An 18,647-nucleotide genomic window follows, 5' to 3' on the forward strand; every position below is an offset into this window, starting at 1 on the left:
CGGCTCCGGCACTTTTCCGGCGGTGCTGCCCAGGTGGGCAGCGGGTCAGGACGCGGCGTAGCTCGGTTCGCGCCGTTTGATCCAGCGGATCACCATCGCGGTGACTGGAACAAACAGGACCTCAATCAGGGTCTTGTAAAGGAAGCCGAACAGCAGGTAGTTCAGGAACCCGCCGAAGGTGGTGATGCCGATGACCGACGCGGCAATGGCGCAGAAAATCAGGGTGTCGGCGAACTCGCCGACCACCGTCGAACCGAGCAGGCGGCCCACCAGACCCCGCTCCCCGAACCGGGCTTTCATCCGGACCAGCACCCAGGCGTTGAGGGTTTGCCCCACAGCGAACGCAAGTAGTGAGGCCAGGACAATCAGCGGCACCGGTCCGAGCGCACCCTCAAGGGCGGCCTGCTTCGAAGTGCCGAAGTCGTCGTCAAATCCGGGAAGCGCGATGATGATCAGGTAGCAGAGCGACGCGAAGGCCGACAGGACGAACGTCACGATGATTGCCAGGCGTGCGGCCTTGAACCCGTACACCTCGCTGATCACATCGCCCAGAATGTAGGCCAACGGGAAGAGGAAGAACCCGCCATCGGTGATGATGCTGAAATCACCCACGATCGGACCGATCACCACGCCCTTGGACGCTCCGATGTTGGACAGAATCACGAGGACGGCGAGCGCTGCCAGCATGATGGCGAAGTAGGTACTCCCGGAGGAGGCAAATTTGGCGCGGGTTTTTTCCTGCAGTTGAGTCAACGTCATCTCATTCATCGAAGTGGTTCGCGGACGCTTTATAGGTCCGCTGTATTAGCACTGATGCCCGGCTGCCCCCGGACAGTTCAATTCTGCCACGGTCTGCTGAAGCGCCCCGAACTGGCCGCCCCGACAGAAAATGGGCAGACTGTACAAATGTCCAAAACTTTCCCTGCCCCAGCCGTGACGCTCACCATCGCCGGATCCGAAGCCACCGGCGGCGCCGGAGCCCAGGCAGATCTGAAGACCTTCCAGGAGCTGGGGGTGTACGGCGTCGCAGCCCTGACCTGCATTGTGTCGTTCGATCCCAAGGACAACTGGAATCACCGGTTCGTCCCGGTGGAGCCACAGGTCATCGCCGACCAGCTGGAAGCGGTGCAGACCTGTTACCCGCTGGAGACCGTCAAGATCGGGATGCTCGGCACCCCGGCCACCATCGACACCGTCGCCACGGCGCTGAAGTCGCAGCCGTGGCGGAACATCGTGCTGGACCCGGTGCTGATCTGCAAAGGGCAGGAGCCGGGTGCCGCACTCGACACTGATCAGGCGCTGAAGGCACACATCCTCCCCCTGGCGAGTGTTGTCACCCCCAACCACTTCGAAGCCGAATCGCTCTCCGGCATGTCCATCAACAGCATTGAGGATCTGCAAGAGGCGGCCAAACGGATTCACCAGCTCAGCGGCGCGGTCGTTGTCGCCAAGGGCGGCATCCGGTTGGAAGGCGAGAACGCCGTCGACGTGTTCTACGACGGCACCACCCTCGAACTGCTGAGCGCCCCGAAGGTGGGCGAGGTGGCGGTGAGCGGCGCGGGCTGCACCCTCGCTGCGGCCATCGCCGCAGAACTGTCCAAGGGCGCCACCCCGCTGGACGCCGCCCGCACCGCCAAAGCGTTTGTCACCAGGGCCATCCAGAACCGGCTCTCCTCGCACGCACCATTCGACGCCGTCTGGCAGGGCGGCGCCGCCGGGACCTCCGCATGAGGGTTGCCATCCTGGGCGACATCGGACAGCACGTCTACCATGTAGGCGATGACGCGATGACCCATGCCGCCGTCGACGAACTCGCCGCCCGGGGCGTCAACGACGTTGTGCTGCTGAGCCGGAACGTCGAGGACACCACCGCGCGGTTCGGTACTGACGCCGCCCCGACGATCGAATTCCCGTGGCCGTACGCGGACTACCAGCGATACCTGGCCGACATCCGGTCCTTCCTGGCGGGCGAGGCGCACGGTCTCGCCCCTGACGACCAGGTGCACCCCCTCATCGAGACGCTCCGCGGCTGCGATGCCGTGCTGATCGCTGGCGGGGGCAACATGAACTCGGTGTACGGCTGGCTGCTGTACGAGCGGGCGGCGGTCGTCGAGATTGCCCACCACCTGGGAAAGACCGTGGTGATTGCTGGCCAGACCATCGGTCCCCTCCTCTACGGTGCCGACCGCGACGTCGCGGCACGCATGCTTTCCCGCGCCGCGCTGGTGGGTGCACGGGAGGACAGTTCGCTGACTCTGGGCCGCACCCTCGCGGGCCCTGCGGTGGTCCCCTGCCTCGATGACGCGTCATTCCTCGCCAGCACGTCCTTGGACACCACGGCCGACGCCGCACCAGCCCCTGGGACTTCAGCCCCAGCCACAGCTGACTCCGTGCCGGCAGCTGGCTCCTACCTGGTGGGGACCTTTTCGGGAAGCACCGGAGCTTGCCCACGCGATCAGTTCGTGGCCGCGGCGGCGAAGACCCTTGACGATGCCGCTGAGCTTTCCGGGTTGCCCGTCCTGCTGCTGCCCCATATGGCAGTGGAGGGCGAGGGCGGTGTCGACGAAACCCTGCACGCCGAGATCGCGGCGGCAATGACCGCCCGGGTCGAGTCGAGGCACATCGCGTCCGCCCGCGACACGGCAGCCCTGACCGCTCGGGCGGCGCTGGTCATCACCTCCCGCTACCACCCGGTGGTATTTGCGCTCGACGGCGGCGTTCCGACAGTCGCCCTGTCGCTCGACGAGTACAGCGATGTCCGGCTGCGCGGGGCGATGGCCAACTGGGGTCTGGGCGACTTCACGCTGCCGTTGCCATCCCTCCTGGCCGGATCTCTCGGGGCAGCCATCCACGAGGTGTGGGACCGCCGCGACGAGACCGCCACCCACGTGCATTCCCTCCGTCCCCGGAAGGTAGCGGACTCCGCCGCCTGGTGGGATCTGGTTGTCCGGGCCCTGCAGGGAACGCCAGTCGAAGCCCCGACGCCAGCCCCAGCGCCCCGACTGCTGGCGGACGGGTCCTGGGCGGCTGACGCCGACGCCGCCCGGGTGGTCTTCCTCCCCATGTCCGCCGAGCTCGGAGAACTGCGGAAGGCCACCGAGGACCTCGAGGGCCAAGCATCCGCCGCCCGGGCCGAACTGCAGGGTTGGTTCAACTCCAGCAGCTTCGCCCTGGTCCGCAAGCTCGCCTCATTACGAACGCGGCTGCGCCCGCGCCGGAACCCCTAAGGACCGTCAGTGCCGACTTCACCCCCGCCATCAGTAGCCATCATCATGCGGTCCCGCAACCGTTCGCTGCTGCTGGACCGAGCCCTGCGGGACGTCCTCCAGCAGACGGTCACTGACTGGACCGTCGTCGTCGTCAATGACGGCGGGGACCGCTCCGAAGTGGACCCGGTCGTGGAACGGTACCGCGCACGGCTCGGCGACCGGGTGCAGGTCATCCACCACGACACGTCCCTGGGGATGGAGGCTGCCTCCAACGCCGGTATCCGGGCGTCGGACTCCGAGTACATCGCCATTCACGACGACGACGACGAGTGGCACCCGACGTTCCTTGAGCGCACCCTCGCCTACCTGGCCCGGCACGATGACGCGGGCGTCGCAGTGCGCACCGAGATCGTGTTCGAGCGGATCACCGACGGGACCATCGAGGAGGTCAGCCGGGAGATTTTCCAGCCCGATCTGAAGGCGGTCACTCTTTTCGACACCATCCGGCACAACCGCTGCGTTCCCATTTCGGTGTTGTACCGCCGCGCCATTCACCACCAGATCGGCTATTACAACGAATCCCTGTCGGTGGTCGGTGATTGGGAATTCCAGCTCCGCCTCCTCCAGCAACACACCCTCGGATTTATCGACGGGGATCCGCTGGCCTACTGGAATCAGCGCCGGGAGGCCATCGGGGATCTGGGTAACAGTGTCATCGTCGAGGACTCCGAGCACAAACGTCTGGACCAGAGTGTCCGCGAACACCACCTCAAGGAGCACGTCAGCCAGTCAGGCCTGGGTGCGGTGCTCTATCAGACGGCCTACCAGCAGCGGGAATTCGATCATCTGCATCAACGGCAGAACTACTCGGAGGACCTGCTGCGGCAGATCCTCGAGACGAATCGTCACCTCGCCGACCGCGTGCAGGTTCTGGAGCAGTCGGTCAGCGACGCCAGCCTCGTCGCCCTGCTCCGGCGTCGTTATCGTCGGTTGAAAGACCGCGCGCTGCGCCGCTAGCCCGGCGGTTTTAGTCACCAAATATGTGACGTGATGCTGTTCTCAGGCAATTATCAGGAAATTGCCTAACTTAACTAAGTTTTTTGTGTGCTACCCGTTGACTTGTGACCCACTACACAGAAAAGTGGTGTGGGTGGAGGGGGCCGGGTGTCCGGCATCCACAGTTCAACTACTGCTGACGCAACTTGTTCACACCAGGAATGTCACTCACATCTGTCACGGCCGTGTCAGCAGTACTTGCGGGGAGCTAATCAAAGGTCTCAGCGGGTGGCCATGACTGAGCCTCACTAAGGAGAAGTATGAGCAAGTCATACCACCGGAATACAGGAAAGGCTGTGTTGGCTTCGCTAACCGGCCTAGTCCTGGCTTCCAGCATGTGGGCGCCTGCTTCGGCACTGGAATCACCATCATCGGGTGAGGCCACAGCCGAAGGAATCGAGCTCCAGGCAGTACCCGACCTCAAGGTCAGCAGGGACCTGGCGGAGCGGACGGGACCGACAGCGGCCTACGTCCAGTTCGCTGGAAAAGGCGCCTTCGAACAGACGCAGCCTGCAGAGGTGCGCAACGGCATCCAGTCCCCGGTTGATCGGACCAGCGATGTGCTGAACATCAGGGCTGGCATCCAGGCTCAGGCAGATGAGGTAGCAGCCGAGGCGTCAGCCTCCCAGCTCTACACCACCACCAACACCATCCCGGGTGTTGCCATCCAGGGTGACGCCGAGGCAATCAAGGCACTTGCTGCCCGCCCCGACGTTGTGAAAATCACCGGTATCGTGCCGAAGACCACCACCAACAAGGGTGCGGACATCGACACGCGCGCACTTGATGCGTGGACGGCACGCGACCAGACCGGCGACGGCATCACCATCGCCGTCCTCGACACCGGACTCGACTACACCCACTCCGGCTTCGGCGGACCGGGAACCATCGAGGCCTTCGAGCAGGCACAGGCGGACCTGGTTCCTGATCCCGCTCTCTTCGACGCTGCCAAGTACGTGGGCGGCTATGACCTGGTGGGCGACGACTACAACGCCGACGACCCCAACAATGACATTCCTCAGCCGGACCTCAACCCCCTCGACTGCCAGAGCCACGGCTCCCACGTTGCTGGCACCTCTTCCGGCTACGGTGTGAACGACGACGGAACCACCTTCGACGGCGACTACGGCACCCTCGATGCCGACGCCGTCAACGCCATGCGGATCGGCCCAGGCTCGGCTCCCGAATCCCAGCTGGTCGCACTCCGCGTCTTCGGCTGCACGGGCTCCAGTTCAGTCGTCGGATCAGCTCTCGACTTCGTGCTCGACCCCAACGGCGACGGCAACTTCGATGACCGCGCACAGGTCGTCAACATGTCACTCGGCGCAGCATTCCCCGCCTATGACGATCCTGAAAACGACATCGTCAACGCACTGACCGCCCAGGGCGTCCTGTCGGTCGTCTCCTCCGGCAACAGCGGCGACGTCTACGACATCGGCGGCTCCCCCGGCAGCTCCGAGTCAGCCCTGACCGTCGCTGCAAGCGTCGGCTCGCAGATCACCCTGGACCGGGCCGACGTGCTCGCTCCGGACGACGTCGTCGGGCAGGCCGCCGGCCAGTACAGTGTCAACTTCGACTACTCCACCGCATCCGAGGAAGAGCTCACCGGTACCGTCGTAAAGGCCGACCCCGCCAACGCGTTCGGTTGCGATCCCTTCGCCCCGGGCACCTTTGACGGTGAATGGGTCTGGCTGCAGTGGGAAGAGGACGGCGCGTTCCCTTGCGGATCAACCGTTCGCTTCAACAACGTTGAAGCCGCAGGCGGAGCAGGCATCGTCCTCGACTCGCCTCGCTCGGTCTTCGACGCAGGCATCGGCGGCAACGCCACCATCCCAGGCGTTCAGTTCAACGCCGAGTTCTCCGAGCAGCTCGAACCAGCCGCAGAAGCCGGCACCCTTGAGGTCCGCCTCGCTTCCGAGTACCAAGCAACTGCCGGTGGCAGCTCCGACGCACTCGACACGCTGGCAGCTTTCTCCTCACGCGGCCTGCACGGCTCCAACGGAGTCGTCAAGCCCGACGTAGCAGCTCCCGGCGTATCCACTGGCTCGGTCCAGGTGGGCACGGGAACCGGTGCATCGGTCAAGAGCGGCACCTCGATGGCAGCCCCGCACGTGGCTGGCATCGCAGCACTGCTCTTCGCGGAAACCAACTTCAACCCGTACGAGATCAAGTCGATGATCATGAACACGGCCATCGCCGATCTGGTGACAGCCGATGGCGTCGAGTACGCCCCGAACCGCGTGGGTTCCGGACGTGTCGACGCTGTATTGGCACTCGACACCCCGGTCCTCGCCTACGCAACAGAACAGCCGTCACTGACTTCGGTGAACTTCGGTGTTCTGGAACTGGGCAGCGAAGCCATGACCATGACCAAGCAGATCACCGTCGAGAACAAGTCGGATGACGTGATTCGCTACAGCGCTTCCTACCTGGAAGCGTCAACGATGCCAGGCGCCGAGATCACTGTGACCCCACAGGTGCTCGCCCCGGGCACGCTCACCAACGCCTTCGATGTTCCAGCCAACGGCACGGCGACCGTCGACGTCACGCTGACCATCGATGATCCTGCCGCGCTGGCAAAGACGATCGACCCCGCCGCTGAGGAAACCCAGCTCGGTGTCGCCCGTCAGTACCTGGCCGACGTTTCGGGCCGCGTGCAGTTCGCGAGTGAAGTGAACACCCTGCGTGTTCCCGTCTACTCGGCACCGAAGCCCACCTCGGAGATCTCTGCTGGATCGCAGATCCTGTTCGAGAACGCTTCAACCCTTGAGAGCCTGATCACTCTCGAAGGACGCGGACTGCTGCAGGGTGGCGAGGATTCCCTCTACGCCTCGCTGGTGACCCCGCTGGTTCTTGGCGCCGAAAGCCCCCGGGCTGAGGAGCGTCCGCTGGAGTCCCTGTACTCCCTCGACCTGCGCTCCGTCGGTGCCGCATCAACGGTCCCCGCCGTTGTAGCAGCCGGTGGCGAGGCAGAAGATGGTTACCTGAACCTCGGTATCAGTACCTGGCAGAACTGGGCCCAGCTGGCCGGCAACAGCCAGGTAGCAGTTGAACTGGATCTCGACGGCGACACCGAAGCTGACATGGTGGTCCTCACCCTGCGCATCGACGACCTGGACATGATCCTGTTCGAGGTGGCACCGGTTCTCGAAGATGGTTCACTGGGCCAGGGCGACAGCCTGTACTTCGCCAACGGCGTTGACGGCAGCGTGGACACCAACACCTTCGACACCAACGTCGTCACCCTGCCGGTTCCGGTAGCTGACCTCGGCCTGGACCTGAGCGCTTCCGCTCCGATCCAGTACCGCGTCTCCACCGCCAGCCCGTTCAACGTGGACGAGGATGGCAACACCGCCGGACCGGTCGATGAGACCGAGTGGATTGACTTCAACGTCACCGAGCCCGAGCTGTGGTTCACTGGCGTCACCCCCGACACGGTGTACATTGCCGCCGAGGGTGCAGCCATCGGCGCCGTCCGTCAGGAAGGCGTCACCGATGCCCGCGCGCTGTTCATTCACCACCAGAACGCGACGGGTCTGAAGGATGAAATCCTCGACATTCAGGTTGACGAGCTCCGGTTCCCGGATGTTGCGGGCAACCTCCACGAGGAGGCCATCAACTGGCTCGCCGATCAGGGTCTGACCACCGGCTACCCGGACGGCACCTACCGTCCGCTCGCCTCGATCAACCGCGATGCCATGGCGGCGTTCCTCTACCGCCTGGCCGGTGAGCCTGCGTTCGCAGAGCCCACCACCTCCCCATTCTCCGACATCACCCCTGAGACCCAGTTCTACAAGGAGATGGCGTGGATGGCCGAGACCGGTCTGTCGACGGGCTACAGCGACGGCACCTTCCGTCCGTTGGCTCCCGTCAACCGTGACGCGATGGCCGCGTTCATGAACCGCTTCGCTGGCGAGTACTGCAGCATAGCGGACGCAGCCGATTACGATGCACCCCAGGTTGCACCGTTCCCGGATGTTCCAGTGAACGATCAGTTCCACCGGGAGATCTCCTGGATGGCTGAGAACAACATCACGACCGGCTTCCCTGATGGCGAGTACAAGCGCCTTCAGCCAGTCGCCCGTGACGCCATGGCAGCCTTCATCCAGCGTCTCGATGGCTACACCGAGAACAACGGCGGCTGCAACCCGTAACCACGGTTAGCAAACGCTAGACACCAAAAAGTGGTGGCCACCCGGAAACGGGTGGCCACCACTTTTTTGTCTTCAGGCCGCACGCAGCGCCAGCGGCAGGCGGTGCGCTACGGCGCCGGTTCCTGGACGAGGATGCCGTCCTCATCGGCGTAGACGGTGGCGCCGGGGGTGAAAACGACTCCGCCGATGGTGACTGGCACATCCACGTCCCCCGCCCCCTCCTTGGTGCTTTTGCGGGGGTTGCTGCCGAGCGCCTTGATCCCGAGGGGGAGGTTCGCCAACACCGCCCGGTCCCTGATGGCACCGTTGATGATCACCCCGTGCCACCCGTTCTCCAGCGCAATCTTGGCGATCATGTCGCCCATCAGCGCACGCTCCAGTGAGCCACCGCCATCGACGACGAGGACGTCACCCGTACCGGGGGTCGAGAGGACCGCCTTGAGCACCACGTTGTCGTGATGACACTTCACGGTCCTGACCCTCCCACTGAAGGCCCTCGTCAGGCCCAGGTCCTGAAACTGGGTGGGGACGGATTGAACTGACTCTCCAAACTCGTCGTACAGGTCTGCGGTAGCGGTTTCCATGGTGCCTCCTGAGCTAGATGGGGATAGTGCCTTCTCAGCCCGAGTGGGCCTCGAGAAATGTGTAGACCTCGGTTTCGTCGACGCCGGGGAACGCCCCGGGCGGCATTGCAGCCAACAGATGCGAATGTGCACGGGCGCTGGGCCACGCGTGGCCCGCCCAGTTCTCTGCCAACGACAACGGCGGCCGCCGACAGCACGACTCGTCGGGGCAGAAGGACTTCTCCCGGATGGGGGTGTCCCTGCCCCTAAACCACTTCACATGCGCGTAAGGCACCCCGATGCTCAGCGAGAACTCGCCGGCCGCTGACCGCTCGGTGCGCGCCGTGCACCAGTAGGTGCCGCTTGGGGTGTCGGTGTACTGGTTATAGGCACGGAACTTGTCGGCAACCTCGAACACCACCCGTGAGGTCCACCGTTTACAGGACGGTTGGCCCTCGATGGCCCCGGTGTGATCCTGGGGGAAGGTGACGCCGTCGTTCTCGTACGCCTTGTAGATGATCCCGCTCTCATGGGTCTTCTGAAAATGGGTGGGAATGCCCAGATGCTCGGTGGCCAGGTTGGTGAACCGGTGCGCGGCGGTCTCGTAGGACACCGCGAAGGCGTCCCTGATGTCCTCGACGGCGATCTCCTTGGCCGCCTTGGACCGCTGCAGGAACTCGACGGCTGGCTTCTCCGGGAGCAGCAGGGCCGCAGCGAAGTAGTTGGTCGCGACCCGCTGCCGCAGAAATTCGCGATAGTTTTCGGGTGTCTGGTGGTCCAGCACGTAGTGGCCCAGGGCCTGCAACAGGACGGAGCGCGGGTCATGATCGGTCCGCTGCGACTGGGTCAGGTAAATCCGGCGGTTCTTCAGATCGGTGACTGACCGGGTGGAGTGCGGCAGGTCCCCCACGTGGTGCAGGGTGAACCCCAGGTGGGCGGCGATGTCAGCGATCAGGTGCTGCGACATGGGTCCGGTGGTGTGTCCCACCGAATCGAGGACCTTCTGCGCTTCAGCCTCGAGCTCGGGAAAGTAGTTGTTCTGCCGGCGCATTTCCCGCCGCAACTCGGCGTTGGCCCGCCTGGCCTCCTCCGGGGTGGCGACTTGCTCGTTCAGGCGCCGCTCCAGTTCGCCCTGGAGGCCCACCAGTGATTCGAGCACCTCCATGGGCAGCCGGGACGAGATGCGCACCTTCGGCAACCCCAGGGACCCGTACAACGGCCCCCGCTGGGCCCTCTCCAACTCGATCTCCAGGGCGGCCCGGCGGGTCGGCGGTTCAGCACCGAGCAGCTGGTCGATCCCCACGCCGAGGGCGGCAGCCAGCCCCTGCAACATGCCCAGCTTGGGCTCCCGTTTGCCGTTCTCGATCAGCGACAACTGGGAGGCCACCGTCCCGACCAGCGCCCCAAGGTCATCGAGGGTCATGCTCTGGGCTTTGCGGAGGTGGCGGATCCGGCGCCCGAGACTGATCACGTCCAGTTCCGCGGGCGCTGCCGACGATCCCGCGCCGGACGGGTCCGGTCCGGGGCGGTTCCAGGTGGAAGTGGGCATTATCTTCGTCATTTGTTGAGGTTACGCCAAGAATCGCATTTCTTGCCAGGGGTTTTCTCTAGAAAGCCCCTTGAAATGCGAGAAAGGTTGGTTTTACGAAGCCCAAGACACTAGCGGCACCGGGAATTCAAAGGAGAATGCAATGACACAGGACCAGAGCACACCATCCGCCACCGAGGGTTCGACGGAGCGGGAACTGGAACTCGAATGGGCAGCCAACCCGCGCTGGGAGTCAGTCCGTCGGGATTACTCGGCGGCCGACGTCGTCCGCCTCCGCGGCCGTGTCCAGGAAGAGCACACGCTGGCCCGGCGCGGCGCCGAGAAGCTCTGGACTCAGCTCACGGACCAGGCGCGCACTGGTGAGTACACTCACTCGCTGGGCGCACTCACCGGCAACCAGGCGGTGCAGCAGGTCAAGGCGGGCCTCAAAGCCATCTACCTGTCCGGGTGGCAGGTAGCGGCGGATGCCAACAACTCCGGTCACACCTACCCGGATCAGTCCCTCTACCCTGCCAACTCAGTCCCAACGGTGGTGCGCCGCATCAACAACGCACTGCTCCGCGCCGACCAAATCGACTTTGCTGAGGGCGTCCAGACGGTGGAGGACTACCTGGTTCCCATCATCGCTGACGCTGAAGCCGGTTTCGGTGGCCCGCTGAACGCCTACGAGCTGATGAAGTCGATGATCCAGGCTGGCGCCGCGGGCGTTCACTGGGAGGATCAGCTGGCCTCCGAGAAGAAGTGCGGGCACCTCGGCGGGAAGGTGCTCATTCCGACGCAGCAGCACGTCCGCACTCTCAACGCTGCCCGGCTGGCCGCCGACGTCGCCGGGACACCGTCGGTGGTAGTGGCCCGCACCGATGCGGAAGCCGCGACCCTGATCACCTCGGACGTGGACGAACGTGACCAGCCGTTCATCACCGGTGAGCGCACCCCTGAGGGTTTCTACAAGGTCCGCAATGGCCTTGAGGCCTGCATCGCCCGTGGCCGGGCCTACGCACCCTATGCGGACCTGCTGTGGATGGAGACCGGCACCCCGGACCTCGACCTGGCGCGAAAGTTCGCTGAGGGCATCAAATCGGAACACCCCGACCAGATGCTGGCGTACAACTGCTCGCCGTCGTTCAACTGGAAGAAGCACCTCGACGATTCGACGATCGCCAAGTTCCAGCGGGAGCTCGGCGCGATGGGCTTCACCTTCCAGTTCATCACCCTGGCGGGCTTCCACGCCCTGAACTACTCGATGTTCGATCTCGCCGAAGGCTACGCCCGCAATGGCATGAGCGCTTACGTCGAACTGCAGGAGCGGGAATTCGCTGCCGAGTCCCGCGGGTACACCGCCACGAAGCACCAGCGTGAAGTGGGAACCGGCTACTTCGACCAGGTGGCCACCGCCCTCAACCCGACCGGCAGCACCCTTGCCCTGGCCGGCTCCACCGAGGCACAGCAGTTCCACTAACCGTTTGACCCCACCCTTGACCGAGTCAACAGAAATAGCCACCTTCCACCCGGAAGCCCGCCAGTTCTGTTGGCCCGGTCATGGGCCCCACTTTTCCAGGAGGCACACCATGAACGAACTGATCACCCTCAACGGCGTTACCCTGACGGCGCCGGCCGTGCGCCGCCAGGACGAAATCCTCACCCCGGAGGCCCTCGAGTTCCTGCGCCGGCTGCACCAGGCGACCGCCAGTCGGCGGCAGGAGCTGCTGCAGCTGCGGCAACAGTCCCGCGCCCGGATCTCCAACGGCATGGACCCGCGCTTCCTGCCGGAGACCAAACACATCAGGGACGACGACGGCTGGAAAGTAGCGCCGATCGCCCCCGGCCTGGAGGACCGCCGGGTGGAAATTACGGGGCCGGTGGACCGCAAGATGACCATCAACGCCCTGAACTCGGGCGCCAGGGTGTGGCTCGCCGACATGGAGGACTCGTCCACCCCCAGCTGGTCCAACGTCATCAACGGGCAGCTCAACCTGCGTGACGCGCTGGCCGGACGGATCGACTTCACGTCCCCGGAAGGCAAGGAGTACCGGCTGGGCGCCGACCGGCCCACCATCGTCGTCCGCCCCCGCGGCTGGCACCTGCCCGAAAAGCACCTCCTGATCAATAACACGCCGATCGCCGGCGGGCTGGTGGACTTCGGCCTGTACTTTTTCCACAACGCGCGCACTCTGATCAGCCAGGGGCGGGGACCGTACTTCTACCTGCCGAAGATCGAGAACCATCTGGAGGCGCGGCTGTGGAACGACATCTTCGTTCAGGCCCAGCAACTCCTGGGACTCCCCCAGGGCACCATCCGCGCGACGGTCCTGATCGAAACCATCACCGCGGCGTTCGAAATGGAGGAGATCCTCTACGAGCTGCGCGAACACGCCGCGGGCCTGAACGCCGGCCGCTGGGACTACATCTTCTCGGTAATCAAGAACTTCAGGACCAGAGGACCCCGCTTTGTCCTGCCGGACCGGTCAATGGTGACCATGACCGCCCCGTTTATGCGGTCCTACACCGAGCAACTGGTCCGGATCTGCCACCGCCGGGGTGCCCACGCGATCGGCGGTATGGCAGCGAACATTCCGAACCGCCGCGACGAGGCCGCCAACGCCGTCGCGCTGGAGAAGGTGCGGGCAGACAAGACCCGGGAGGCCAACGACGGGTTCGACGGCTCCTGGGTGGCGCACCCTGACCTGGTTCCGGTGGCCATGGAGGTGTTCGACGCCGTTCTCGGCGACCAGCCGAACCAGCTGACGAAGCTGCGCGACGACGTCGTACCCGATGACAAGGCGCTGCTGCACATCGCCGGAACCCCGGGGGTCATCACCGAAGCCGGGATCCGCGAGAACCTGGCGGTGGGGGTCCGTTACATCGAGTCGTGGCTGCGCGGCAACGGGGCGGCGGCCATCAATTCCCTGATGGAGGACGCGGCGACGGCCGAGATCTCCCGGTCGCAGATCTGGCAGTGGATCTACTCGGGTGCCGTCACCGACGAGGCCGAGTTGATCACCCACAGCTGGGTCGCTGAACTGCTGGAGGAGGAATTCGAAGCGGTGGAGCGCTTCGACGGTGACCGGTTTAATGACGCCCGGGCCATCTTCGAAGAGGTGGCGCTCGGCGAGGAGTTCCCCACTTTCCTCACTGTTCCGGCCTACGCCCGCTACCTGCACGAGAGCCAGGAGCTGGCTGCCGTCTAGCCGCCAGCCCACCGCGGGGGTGGTCCCGGGAATACCCCGGAGCCACCCCCGCGTTGTGCCGGATATGCAGATTGAAATTTGGTCAGACGTGAAGTGCCCGTGGTGTTTCGTTGGGAAACGCCGGTTCGAGAAAGCCCTTGAAGGGTTTGAGCACAAGGACCAGGTCACCGTGACCTGGAAGAGCTTCCAGCTGGACCCGAACCTCCCGGACCACTATGACGGTACCGAGCAGCAGTATCTTGCCGAGCGCAAGGGCATCCCCGAGGACCAGGTTCGCGCGATGTGGGACAGCCTGTCCGCGTCAGCAGCCGGTGAGGGGTTGGACTTCCGCTTCGAGGACGTGGTGGTCGGCAATAGCTTCACAGCACACCGGTTCCTGCACCTGGCCAAGTCCCAGGGCCTGGGGGATGAGGCGAAGGAAGCCATCCTGTCCGCCCACTTCGAGCAGGGCAAGGACACCTCTGACACCGAGTTCCTGGTGCAGCTGGGAGCCGGGATCGGCCTCGCCGAGCAGGACGTGCGTGACACCCTGGGCTCCGACCGGTTCGCCGACGACGTCCGGCACGACATCGCCGAGGCGCAGACCCTCGGCATCAGTGGCGTCCCGTTCTTCGTGATTGACCGGAAGTACGGGATCTCCGGCGCGCAGCCGACCGACCTGTTCGCCGAGGCACTCGACACCGCCTGGAAGGAAGCGAACCCGTTGACCCTGGTGAGCCCCTCCCGTTCAGGCGCGCCGTCGGCTGACGGCGAAGCGTGCGGACCGGACGGCTGCAGCTAGGGAGCCGCCGGGGTTGACGCTGGAGCGCCCGACGTGGCTTCCGCCTCGGCGGAAGCCGTCGTCGGGTCGGTGCAAACCAGACCGGCGGCTGTCGCGTCGAGTTCCTCCTCGGGAATGAGGGCCTCGTAGCCCGAGCCGACCACGACGTCGACTGTCGCATCGACCCGTTCGTCCTCGACGAAGACGGTCCCCGGGATCTGCCGTTGCACTGTGAACGCGTTCGCGTAGCCGTTGGGGCCCGCCACCACGATCGCCGTCATGCCCTCCCTGTTTACCGACCGGTTGCCGATCTCGCCGAGGACGAAGGCCCGCTCCCGCAGGCTCTCCCCGACCGTGCCAGCCAGCCCGGAAATGGTGGTGCTGTTGTACAGGTTCACGGTGACCGCCGAGGGCGACTGCACCTCGAACGGCCCGGCGGGGCACGTGTAGGTGGGTTCAGGATCCGGTTCCAGCGCGGCGATGCGGATATCGCCACGGTTGATGCCGATCGCCACGAACACTGCCGCTGCCACCAGTGCAACCAGGAGTACGAGCACCACACCGTGCCGGAGCCGCCGCATGTAGATGTGCGGGCGTTCGACGTCGCCGGTGTCGGCGAACACATTGTCCAGGTCGTTCTCGGTGACAATCCGGTGGCCGTGCCACTCGATCGGGTTCTTCTTGGACTTCTTGGTCACATGCCGGTGCGGGGGCTGGTCAGTCATCGATCACCAGGACGCGGGCGTGCAGGATGGTCCGCTGATGCAGCGCGGTCCGTACCGCGCGGTGGAGACCGTCCTCCAGATAGAGGGTCTCGTTCCACTGGACCACGTGCGGGAAGAGATCACCGAAAAAGGTGGAATCCTCGGCCAACAGCGCCTCGAGGTCAAGGGTGGTCTTGGTGGTCACCAGCTCATCCAGGCGCACCTGGCGGGGGGCGACGCCGGCCCAGTCCTTGGGGGTCACGTAACCATGGTCAGGGTAGGGACGTCCTGCGCTTACAGCTTTGAAGATCACCAATACAGACTAGAGAAGATCACCGGGCAATGGAACACGGGCCGGACCACACGGGGTTTAGTGGCCAAAAGGTTACGCCGGGCGGTCAGCCAGCGATGATCGGTACAGTCCGCGCCGCGAGGATCTTACCGGTGATCCAATCTTCCCATTCGACCCTGAGCTGGTACCGGCCGGCCGTCGGGGGCCGCAGAATCACGTCGTAACGTTCAGCTGCTCCGAAACACAGCACACTGGTAAAGAGTGGATTCCCTGAGGCCCCACTGGGAAGAGATGGGGCTCCGGGCACCGACGTGTCTCTAAAGGGCCGTCCATCGTGCGCGATGATTTCGGCGATCTTCGCCGGTTTCCCCGCCGGATCAGTGAAGTACATCCGGTTGGGCAGATAGTTGGCGTTGAGAATCCGCAGGAGGGTCGGCTTGCGAACGCCCGGTACTACGTTGGCTGGAATGGAGGAGAGGCTCCAGGTCCGGCCATCGGTGTTGCCCCTCTTGGCCAGATTGCCTCCCAGCAGGTAAAAGTGCTTCGGCTCAAACCGGTTCAGGCCCGCATCTTCACCAGACAAGCCAGCGGCATGGTGCATTTTGTGCCAGCGAGGGTCAACTGAGTATGGAATGAGAATGCTCTCCGTCGCAATGTCGTACTCGGGCCCATCGACGAAGGGCCGCCGAGCGCCAAGGCTCACTGGATAGCTGGGGTGCACCACGGGGTCCACAACCAACGCGCCAAACATGCCCATCTGGGCGTGCAGAACGGTATTGACGTGGCAGTGATAGAAATAGGTGCCCGCCGCTCCGTAGTTCGGGTCACCGGGCCTACCTGGCTCGGCCTGCCATTGATAGGTGTAGGTTCCTCCGATTTCAAAGGAGGTGTGTCCCACCCCGTCGTTGCGGGGGTCAGGCTCCATGCCGTGCCAATGTATGGTGTGCGCCCCCTTGCTCGGGGTGAACTTGGCATGGAAGATTTCGCCTTCTTTGGGCCGGAGCGTCGGTCCCGGCAGGCTACGTCCAGAACTATTGGATTCGAAACTCCAGACAGTGAATATCTTTCCGTCACTGAATTTGAGATCCCGGGAAAAGAACTCCAGCGCCACCGACCGCTGTGGGATCTGGCGAAACTCCGTGACGGGATTGTCGAGATCCAGCTGTTCTGAGCTGAAATCCACTTGGCTGCGGAAGCGATGACTTGGGGTGCTCACAATGCCGCTCCTTTAATCGGGGCCTTAAGCGTCCAGTGTGCAACCAGCCCGCCGGGGTACAACCCGCCAGCAGCTGTCTGCGATGGTTCTGCGTGGCAGTGCATCGGATATTCCCAGTCTGTGGTTCGCGCGTCCCAGACGGGGTTGATGGCGTCAGGCGGCCGTTTGATGGGGATGATGCAGTCCTTGCGGTCCATGGGTTCGAGTTCGACCACGTCCTCCCACTGTTGAATAACCACGTGCCCCTCGGGGTCCACAAAGCCGTTTCTGCGAGGCCAGTTATAGTTGTTGCGCCCCACAGTCCACAGGTGATTGCCGTGGAAGTGCATTTGATGGAACACGATGCCGGGGTTGACCATCCGGACGAGCTGCCCGCCACGTACCGTCCCCAGTTCGGAGCCCTCACCGAATTGCCGGACGTCCAGTTGCCGCGGATAGCCCGAAATGAGCGTCTCTTCCTCGCTTGCCAAATTCAGCGCGTCGTCAGTGGTGATACCCAAGGATTCGAAGCCGCTGCGCCCGTTCAGGAGAAAGAACCGAGGCACTGCCTTGGTGATGCGCGGGTCAACGGTCCCCCCCGAAGCCTCAATCCCTGCCCAGACTGAGTCAACATCGTGACAGATCCAGAGCCATTGGCGTTCGAAGGATGCGAGATCCTCCCCAATAGCCCACTGATGTTCAGGGTGGACAACCAGCAGCACTCCAAAGAGACCTAACACCCGTTCGACCGGGGCATTGGTCGGGTCAGCATAGATATACGTCCCCGGCGCCGGGGTATCCAATTCCAGCAGAGCGGTTCCACCTGGGTCGATTGAACCGGTACCAACGTCGCTTCGATCAGGGCCGGCTCCATGGAGGACGAACTGATGCGGTTTTGACAGACGATTCTGGATACGAATCCGTATCCGGCCTCCCACCTCGGCGATGATGGTCCGCTGCGGGTAATAACTCGCCCAATAGTTCCGGCGAATGTAATACTGTCCAGGATTAGCAGGATCCGGACCGAAGGGCTGTGGCGTTCCGTGAGGCGGAAGCGGGGCTCCCAAAGGATAGCTCCGACTTTCCACGAGTCGTCCGTCAGCCGTGAACACCTTCGGCGTTACTGCAAGGCTGGGGCTGAAGTCGTTCAGATTAGAAGGACGGTCTCCAAATCCACGGTGGTACACCAATGACCTATCAACCATTCTCAGATAGCCTTCGTTGATATAAAGGTCGAGCACACCGGGGATCGGGCTGACGGCGAAGGGCTGAGCCGTCACTACCCTGTTGACCTGCGTGGCTTTGGCGGGCTGGGAGTTAAGCAGTGCGATTGCGCCAAGACCTGCTGCTGCCCCGTATCGAAGGAAGTCCCAGCGCCCGAGGTGGCCGGGAGCCGCCGCAAGCTCGGTAGACTTCTCCCCGCTAGCGAAGCCAGTTTCCCGGTTATCCTGATGATCAGACATGATCCACCGCCAACGAACCAGGCCGGTTGAGCACCGATGGCAGTTCAAGAGTCAGATGGGTTCCTCCGCCCCCCGAATCGGTGAAATCAGCGGTGAGTCCCGTCTCCCCGGACGGCACCAGAAAACTGATCCATAAAGAAGTCGCCGTTCCCGCCAGTAGCGGGCCGGTGACAGCTTCCGCGTCCCGGTTCGTCACGGTCGGCCCGTCCGCCCCGATCTGCAGCCGCAGTTGACCGGGCGCGAAGAGTAGCGGCTGATCAGAGTCGTTGCGGACCTCTAATCGGAGGGCCAGGTGTTCCCCCCAGGTACTGTTGGCAGACTGAACCGTGTTGCTGATCGCTCCGTGGCCACCGTGGGCGGGCCTGGACAGTTCACTTGAGCCAGCTCTGCCCTGACCGGGCTGTGGCAGGAACCTCATCTGCCGCTCAGCCTCCGTCAGCCGGACGCTGCCGAAGGAAGTCTTGACTGCTGGCGGGCCGGCCGAACTACCGGCTGCCAGTAGAGAGCCGGCCGC

Annotated in this window: 14 protein-coding genes; 7 read left to right on the plus strand and 7 right to left on the minus strand. The window is 64.0% G+C overall.

Annotated features, from left to right (window positions below; genetic code table 11):
* Nucleotides 1–45 precede the first annotated feature (45 nt).
* Entirely contained in the window at nt 46–759 is a 714-nt protein-coding gene (locus HMI57_RS11780) for a queuosine precursor transporter (RefSeq protein ID WP_171586201.1), read from the minus strand.
* 147 nt (nt 760–906) lie between these two features.
* Between HMI57_RS11780 and thiD the strand changes: the two genes are divergently transcribed.
* The 4 genes from thiD (at nt 907) to HMI57_RS11800 (ending at nt 8,419) form a co-directional block, all read left to right on the plus strand.
* On the plus strand, nt 907–1,731 hold the full coding sequence (gene thiD / locus HMI57_RS11785; protein ID WP_171586202.1) for a bifunctional hydroxymethylpyrimidine kinase/phosphomethylpyrimidine kinase: 825 nt from the start codon (nt 907–909) through the stop codon (nt 1,729–1,731).
* Complete coding sequence (locus HMI57_RS11790) at nt 1,728–3,227, plus strand: polysaccharide pyruvyl transferase family protein (protein WP_171586203.1); 1,500 nt, start codon at nt 1,728–1,730, stop codon at nt 3,225–3,227. Before thiD ends, HMI57_RS11790 begins: the two co-directional genes overlap by 4 nt.
* 9 nt (nt 3,228–3,236) lie before the next feature.
* On the plus strand, nt 3,237–4,226 hold the full coding sequence (locus HMI57_RS11795; protein ID WP_171586204.1) for a glycosyltransferase family 2 protein: 990 nt from the start codon (nt 3,237–3,239) through the stop codon (nt 4,224–4,226).
* A 374-nt stretch (nt 4,227–4,600) separates the two neighbouring features.
* On the plus strand, nt 4,601–8,419 hold the full coding sequence (locus HMI57_RS11800) for a S8 family serine peptidase (protein ID WP_228721078.1): 3,819 nt from the start codon (nt 4,601–4,603) through the stop codon (nt 8,417–8,419).
* A 107-nt stretch (nt 8,420–8,526) separates the two neighbouring features.
* Here the strand turns inward: HMI57_RS11800 and rraA are convergent, their stop codons facing one another.
* Together rraA and HMI57_RS11810 are read right to left on the minus strand one after the other, a co-directional pair.
* Complete coding sequence (rraA, locus tag HMI57_RS11805) at nt 8,527–9,003, minus strand: ribonuclease E activity regulator RraA (RefSeq protein ID WP_171586206.1); 477 nt, start codon at nt 9,001–9,003, stop codon at nt 8,527–8,529.
* 34 nt (nt 9,004–9,037) lie between these two features.
* The gene (locus HMI57_RS11810; protein ID WP_171586265.1) at nt 9,038–10,531 is read right to left on the minus strand and encodes a helix-turn-helix domain-containing protein; all 1,494 of its coding nucleotides are present in this window, start codon (nt 10,529–10,531) and stop codon (nt 9,038–9,040) included.
* 142 nt (nt 10,532–10,673) lie between these two features.
* Here HMI57_RS11810 and aceA point away from each other — a divergent pair, with 142 nt between their 5' ends.
* From aceA to HMI57_RS11825, 3 genes are all read left to right on the plus strand, one after another.
* A complete protein-coding gene (gene aceA / locus HMI57_RS11815) occupies nt 10,674–11,990 on the plus strand; it encodes an isocitrate lyase (RefSeq protein ID WP_171586207.1) in 1,317 nt (438 codons plus the stop codon).
* Nucleotides 11,991–12,099: 109 nt separating this feature from the next.
* On the plus strand, nt 12,100–13,719 hold the full coding sequence (gene aceB / locus HMI57_RS11820; protein WP_171586208.1) for a malate synthase A: 1,620 nt from the start codon (nt 12,100–12,102) through the stop codon (nt 13,717–13,719).
* A gap of 64 nt (nt 13,720–13,783) precedes the next feature.
* A complete protein-coding gene (locus HMI57_RS11825) occupies nt 13,784–14,500 on the plus strand; it encodes a DsbA family oxidoreductase (RefSeq protein WP_171586209.1) in 717 nt (238 codons plus the stop codon).
* Here the strand turns inward: HMI57_RS11825 and HMI57_RS11830 are convergent.
* From HMI57_RS11830 to HMI57_RS11845, 4 genes are all read right to left on the minus strand, one after another.
* On the minus strand, nt 14,497–15,204 hold the full coding sequence (locus HMI57_RS11830) for a LytR C-terminal domain-containing protein (RefSeq protein WP_171586210.1): 708 nt from the start codon (nt 15,202–15,204) through the stop codon (nt 14,497–14,499). The two genes, HMI57_RS11825 and HMI57_RS11830, sit on opposite strands and share 4 nt — an antisense overlap.
* Nucleotides 15,197–15,496 (minus strand): type II toxin-antitoxin system VapB family antitoxin, encoded by a 300-nt coding sequence (locus tag HMI57_RS11835; RefSeq protein ID WP_171586211.1) that lies wholly within the window; start codon nt 15,494–15,496, stop codon nt 15,197–15,199. Before HMI57_RS11835 ends, HMI57_RS11830 begins: the two co-directional genes overlap by 8 nt.
* A gap of 85 nt (nt 15,497–15,581) precedes the next feature.
* The gene (locus HMI57_RS11840) at nt 15,582–16,691 is read right to left on the minus strand and encodes a multicopper oxidase domain-containing protein (protein ID WP_346655198.1); all 1,110 of its coding nucleotides are present in this window, start codon (nt 16,689–16,691) and stop codon (nt 15,582–15,584) included.
* Nucleotides 16,688–18,133, minus strand: a complete 1,446-nt coding sequence (locus HMI57_RS11845) for a multicopper oxidase domain-containing protein (RefSeq protein ID WP_171586212.1) — start codon at nt 18,131–18,133, stop codon at nt 16,688–16,690. Before HMI57_RS11845 ends, HMI57_RS11840 begins: the two co-directional genes overlap by 4 nt.
* Nucleotides 18,134–18,647 lie beyond the last annotated feature (514 nt).

This window comes from Arthrobacter sp. 260 (assembly GCF_013116745.1).
In the GTDB taxonomy this organism is placed as follows: Bacteria; Actinomycetota; Actinomycetes; order Actinomycetales; family Micrococcaceae; genus Arthrobacter_D.

Coding starts and splice junctions, on each gene's coding strand:
- aceB (WP_171586208.1), top strand. CDS start 12,100: ATGAACGAACTGATCACCCTCAACGGCGTTACCCTGACGGCGCCGGCC.
- rraA (WP_171586206.1), bottom strand. CDS start 9,003: ATGGAAACCGCTACCGCAGACCTGTACGACGAGTTTGGAGAGTCAGTT.
- HMI57_RS11830 (WP_171586210.1), bottom strand. CDS start 15,204: ATGACTGACCAGCCCCCGCACCGGCATGTGACCAAGAAGTCCAAGAAG.
- HMI57_RS11780 (WP_171586201.1), bottom strand. CDS start 759: ATGACGTTGACTCAACTGCAGGAAAAAACCCGCGCCAAATTTGCCTCC.
- HMI57_RS11810 (WP_171586265.1), bottom strand. CDS start 10,531: ATGCCCACTTCCACCTGGAACCGCCCCGGACCGGACCCGTCCGGCGCG.
- HMI57_RS11845 (WP_171586212.1), bottom strand. CDS start 18,133: ATGTCTGATCATCAGGATAACCGGGAAACTGGCTTCGCTAGCGGGGAG.
- aceA (WP_171586207.1), top strand. CDS start 10,674: ATGACACAGGACCAGAGCACACCATCCGCCACCGAGGGTTCGACGGAG.
- HMI57_RS11800 (WP_228721078.1), top strand. CDS start 4,601: ATGTGGGCGCCTGCTTCGGCACTGGAATCACCATCATCGGGTGAGGCC.
- thiD (WP_171586202.1), top strand. CDS start 907: ATGTCCAAAACTTTCCCTGCCCCAGCCGTGACGCTCACCATCGCCGGA.
- HMI57_RS11825 (WP_171586209.1), top strand. CDS start 13,784: ATGCAGATTGAAATTTGGTCAGACGTGAAGTGCCCGTGGTGTTTCGTT.
- HMI57_RS11790 (WP_171586203.1), top strand. CDS start 1,728: ATGAGGGTTGCCATCCTGGGCGACATCGGACAGCACGTCTACCATGTA.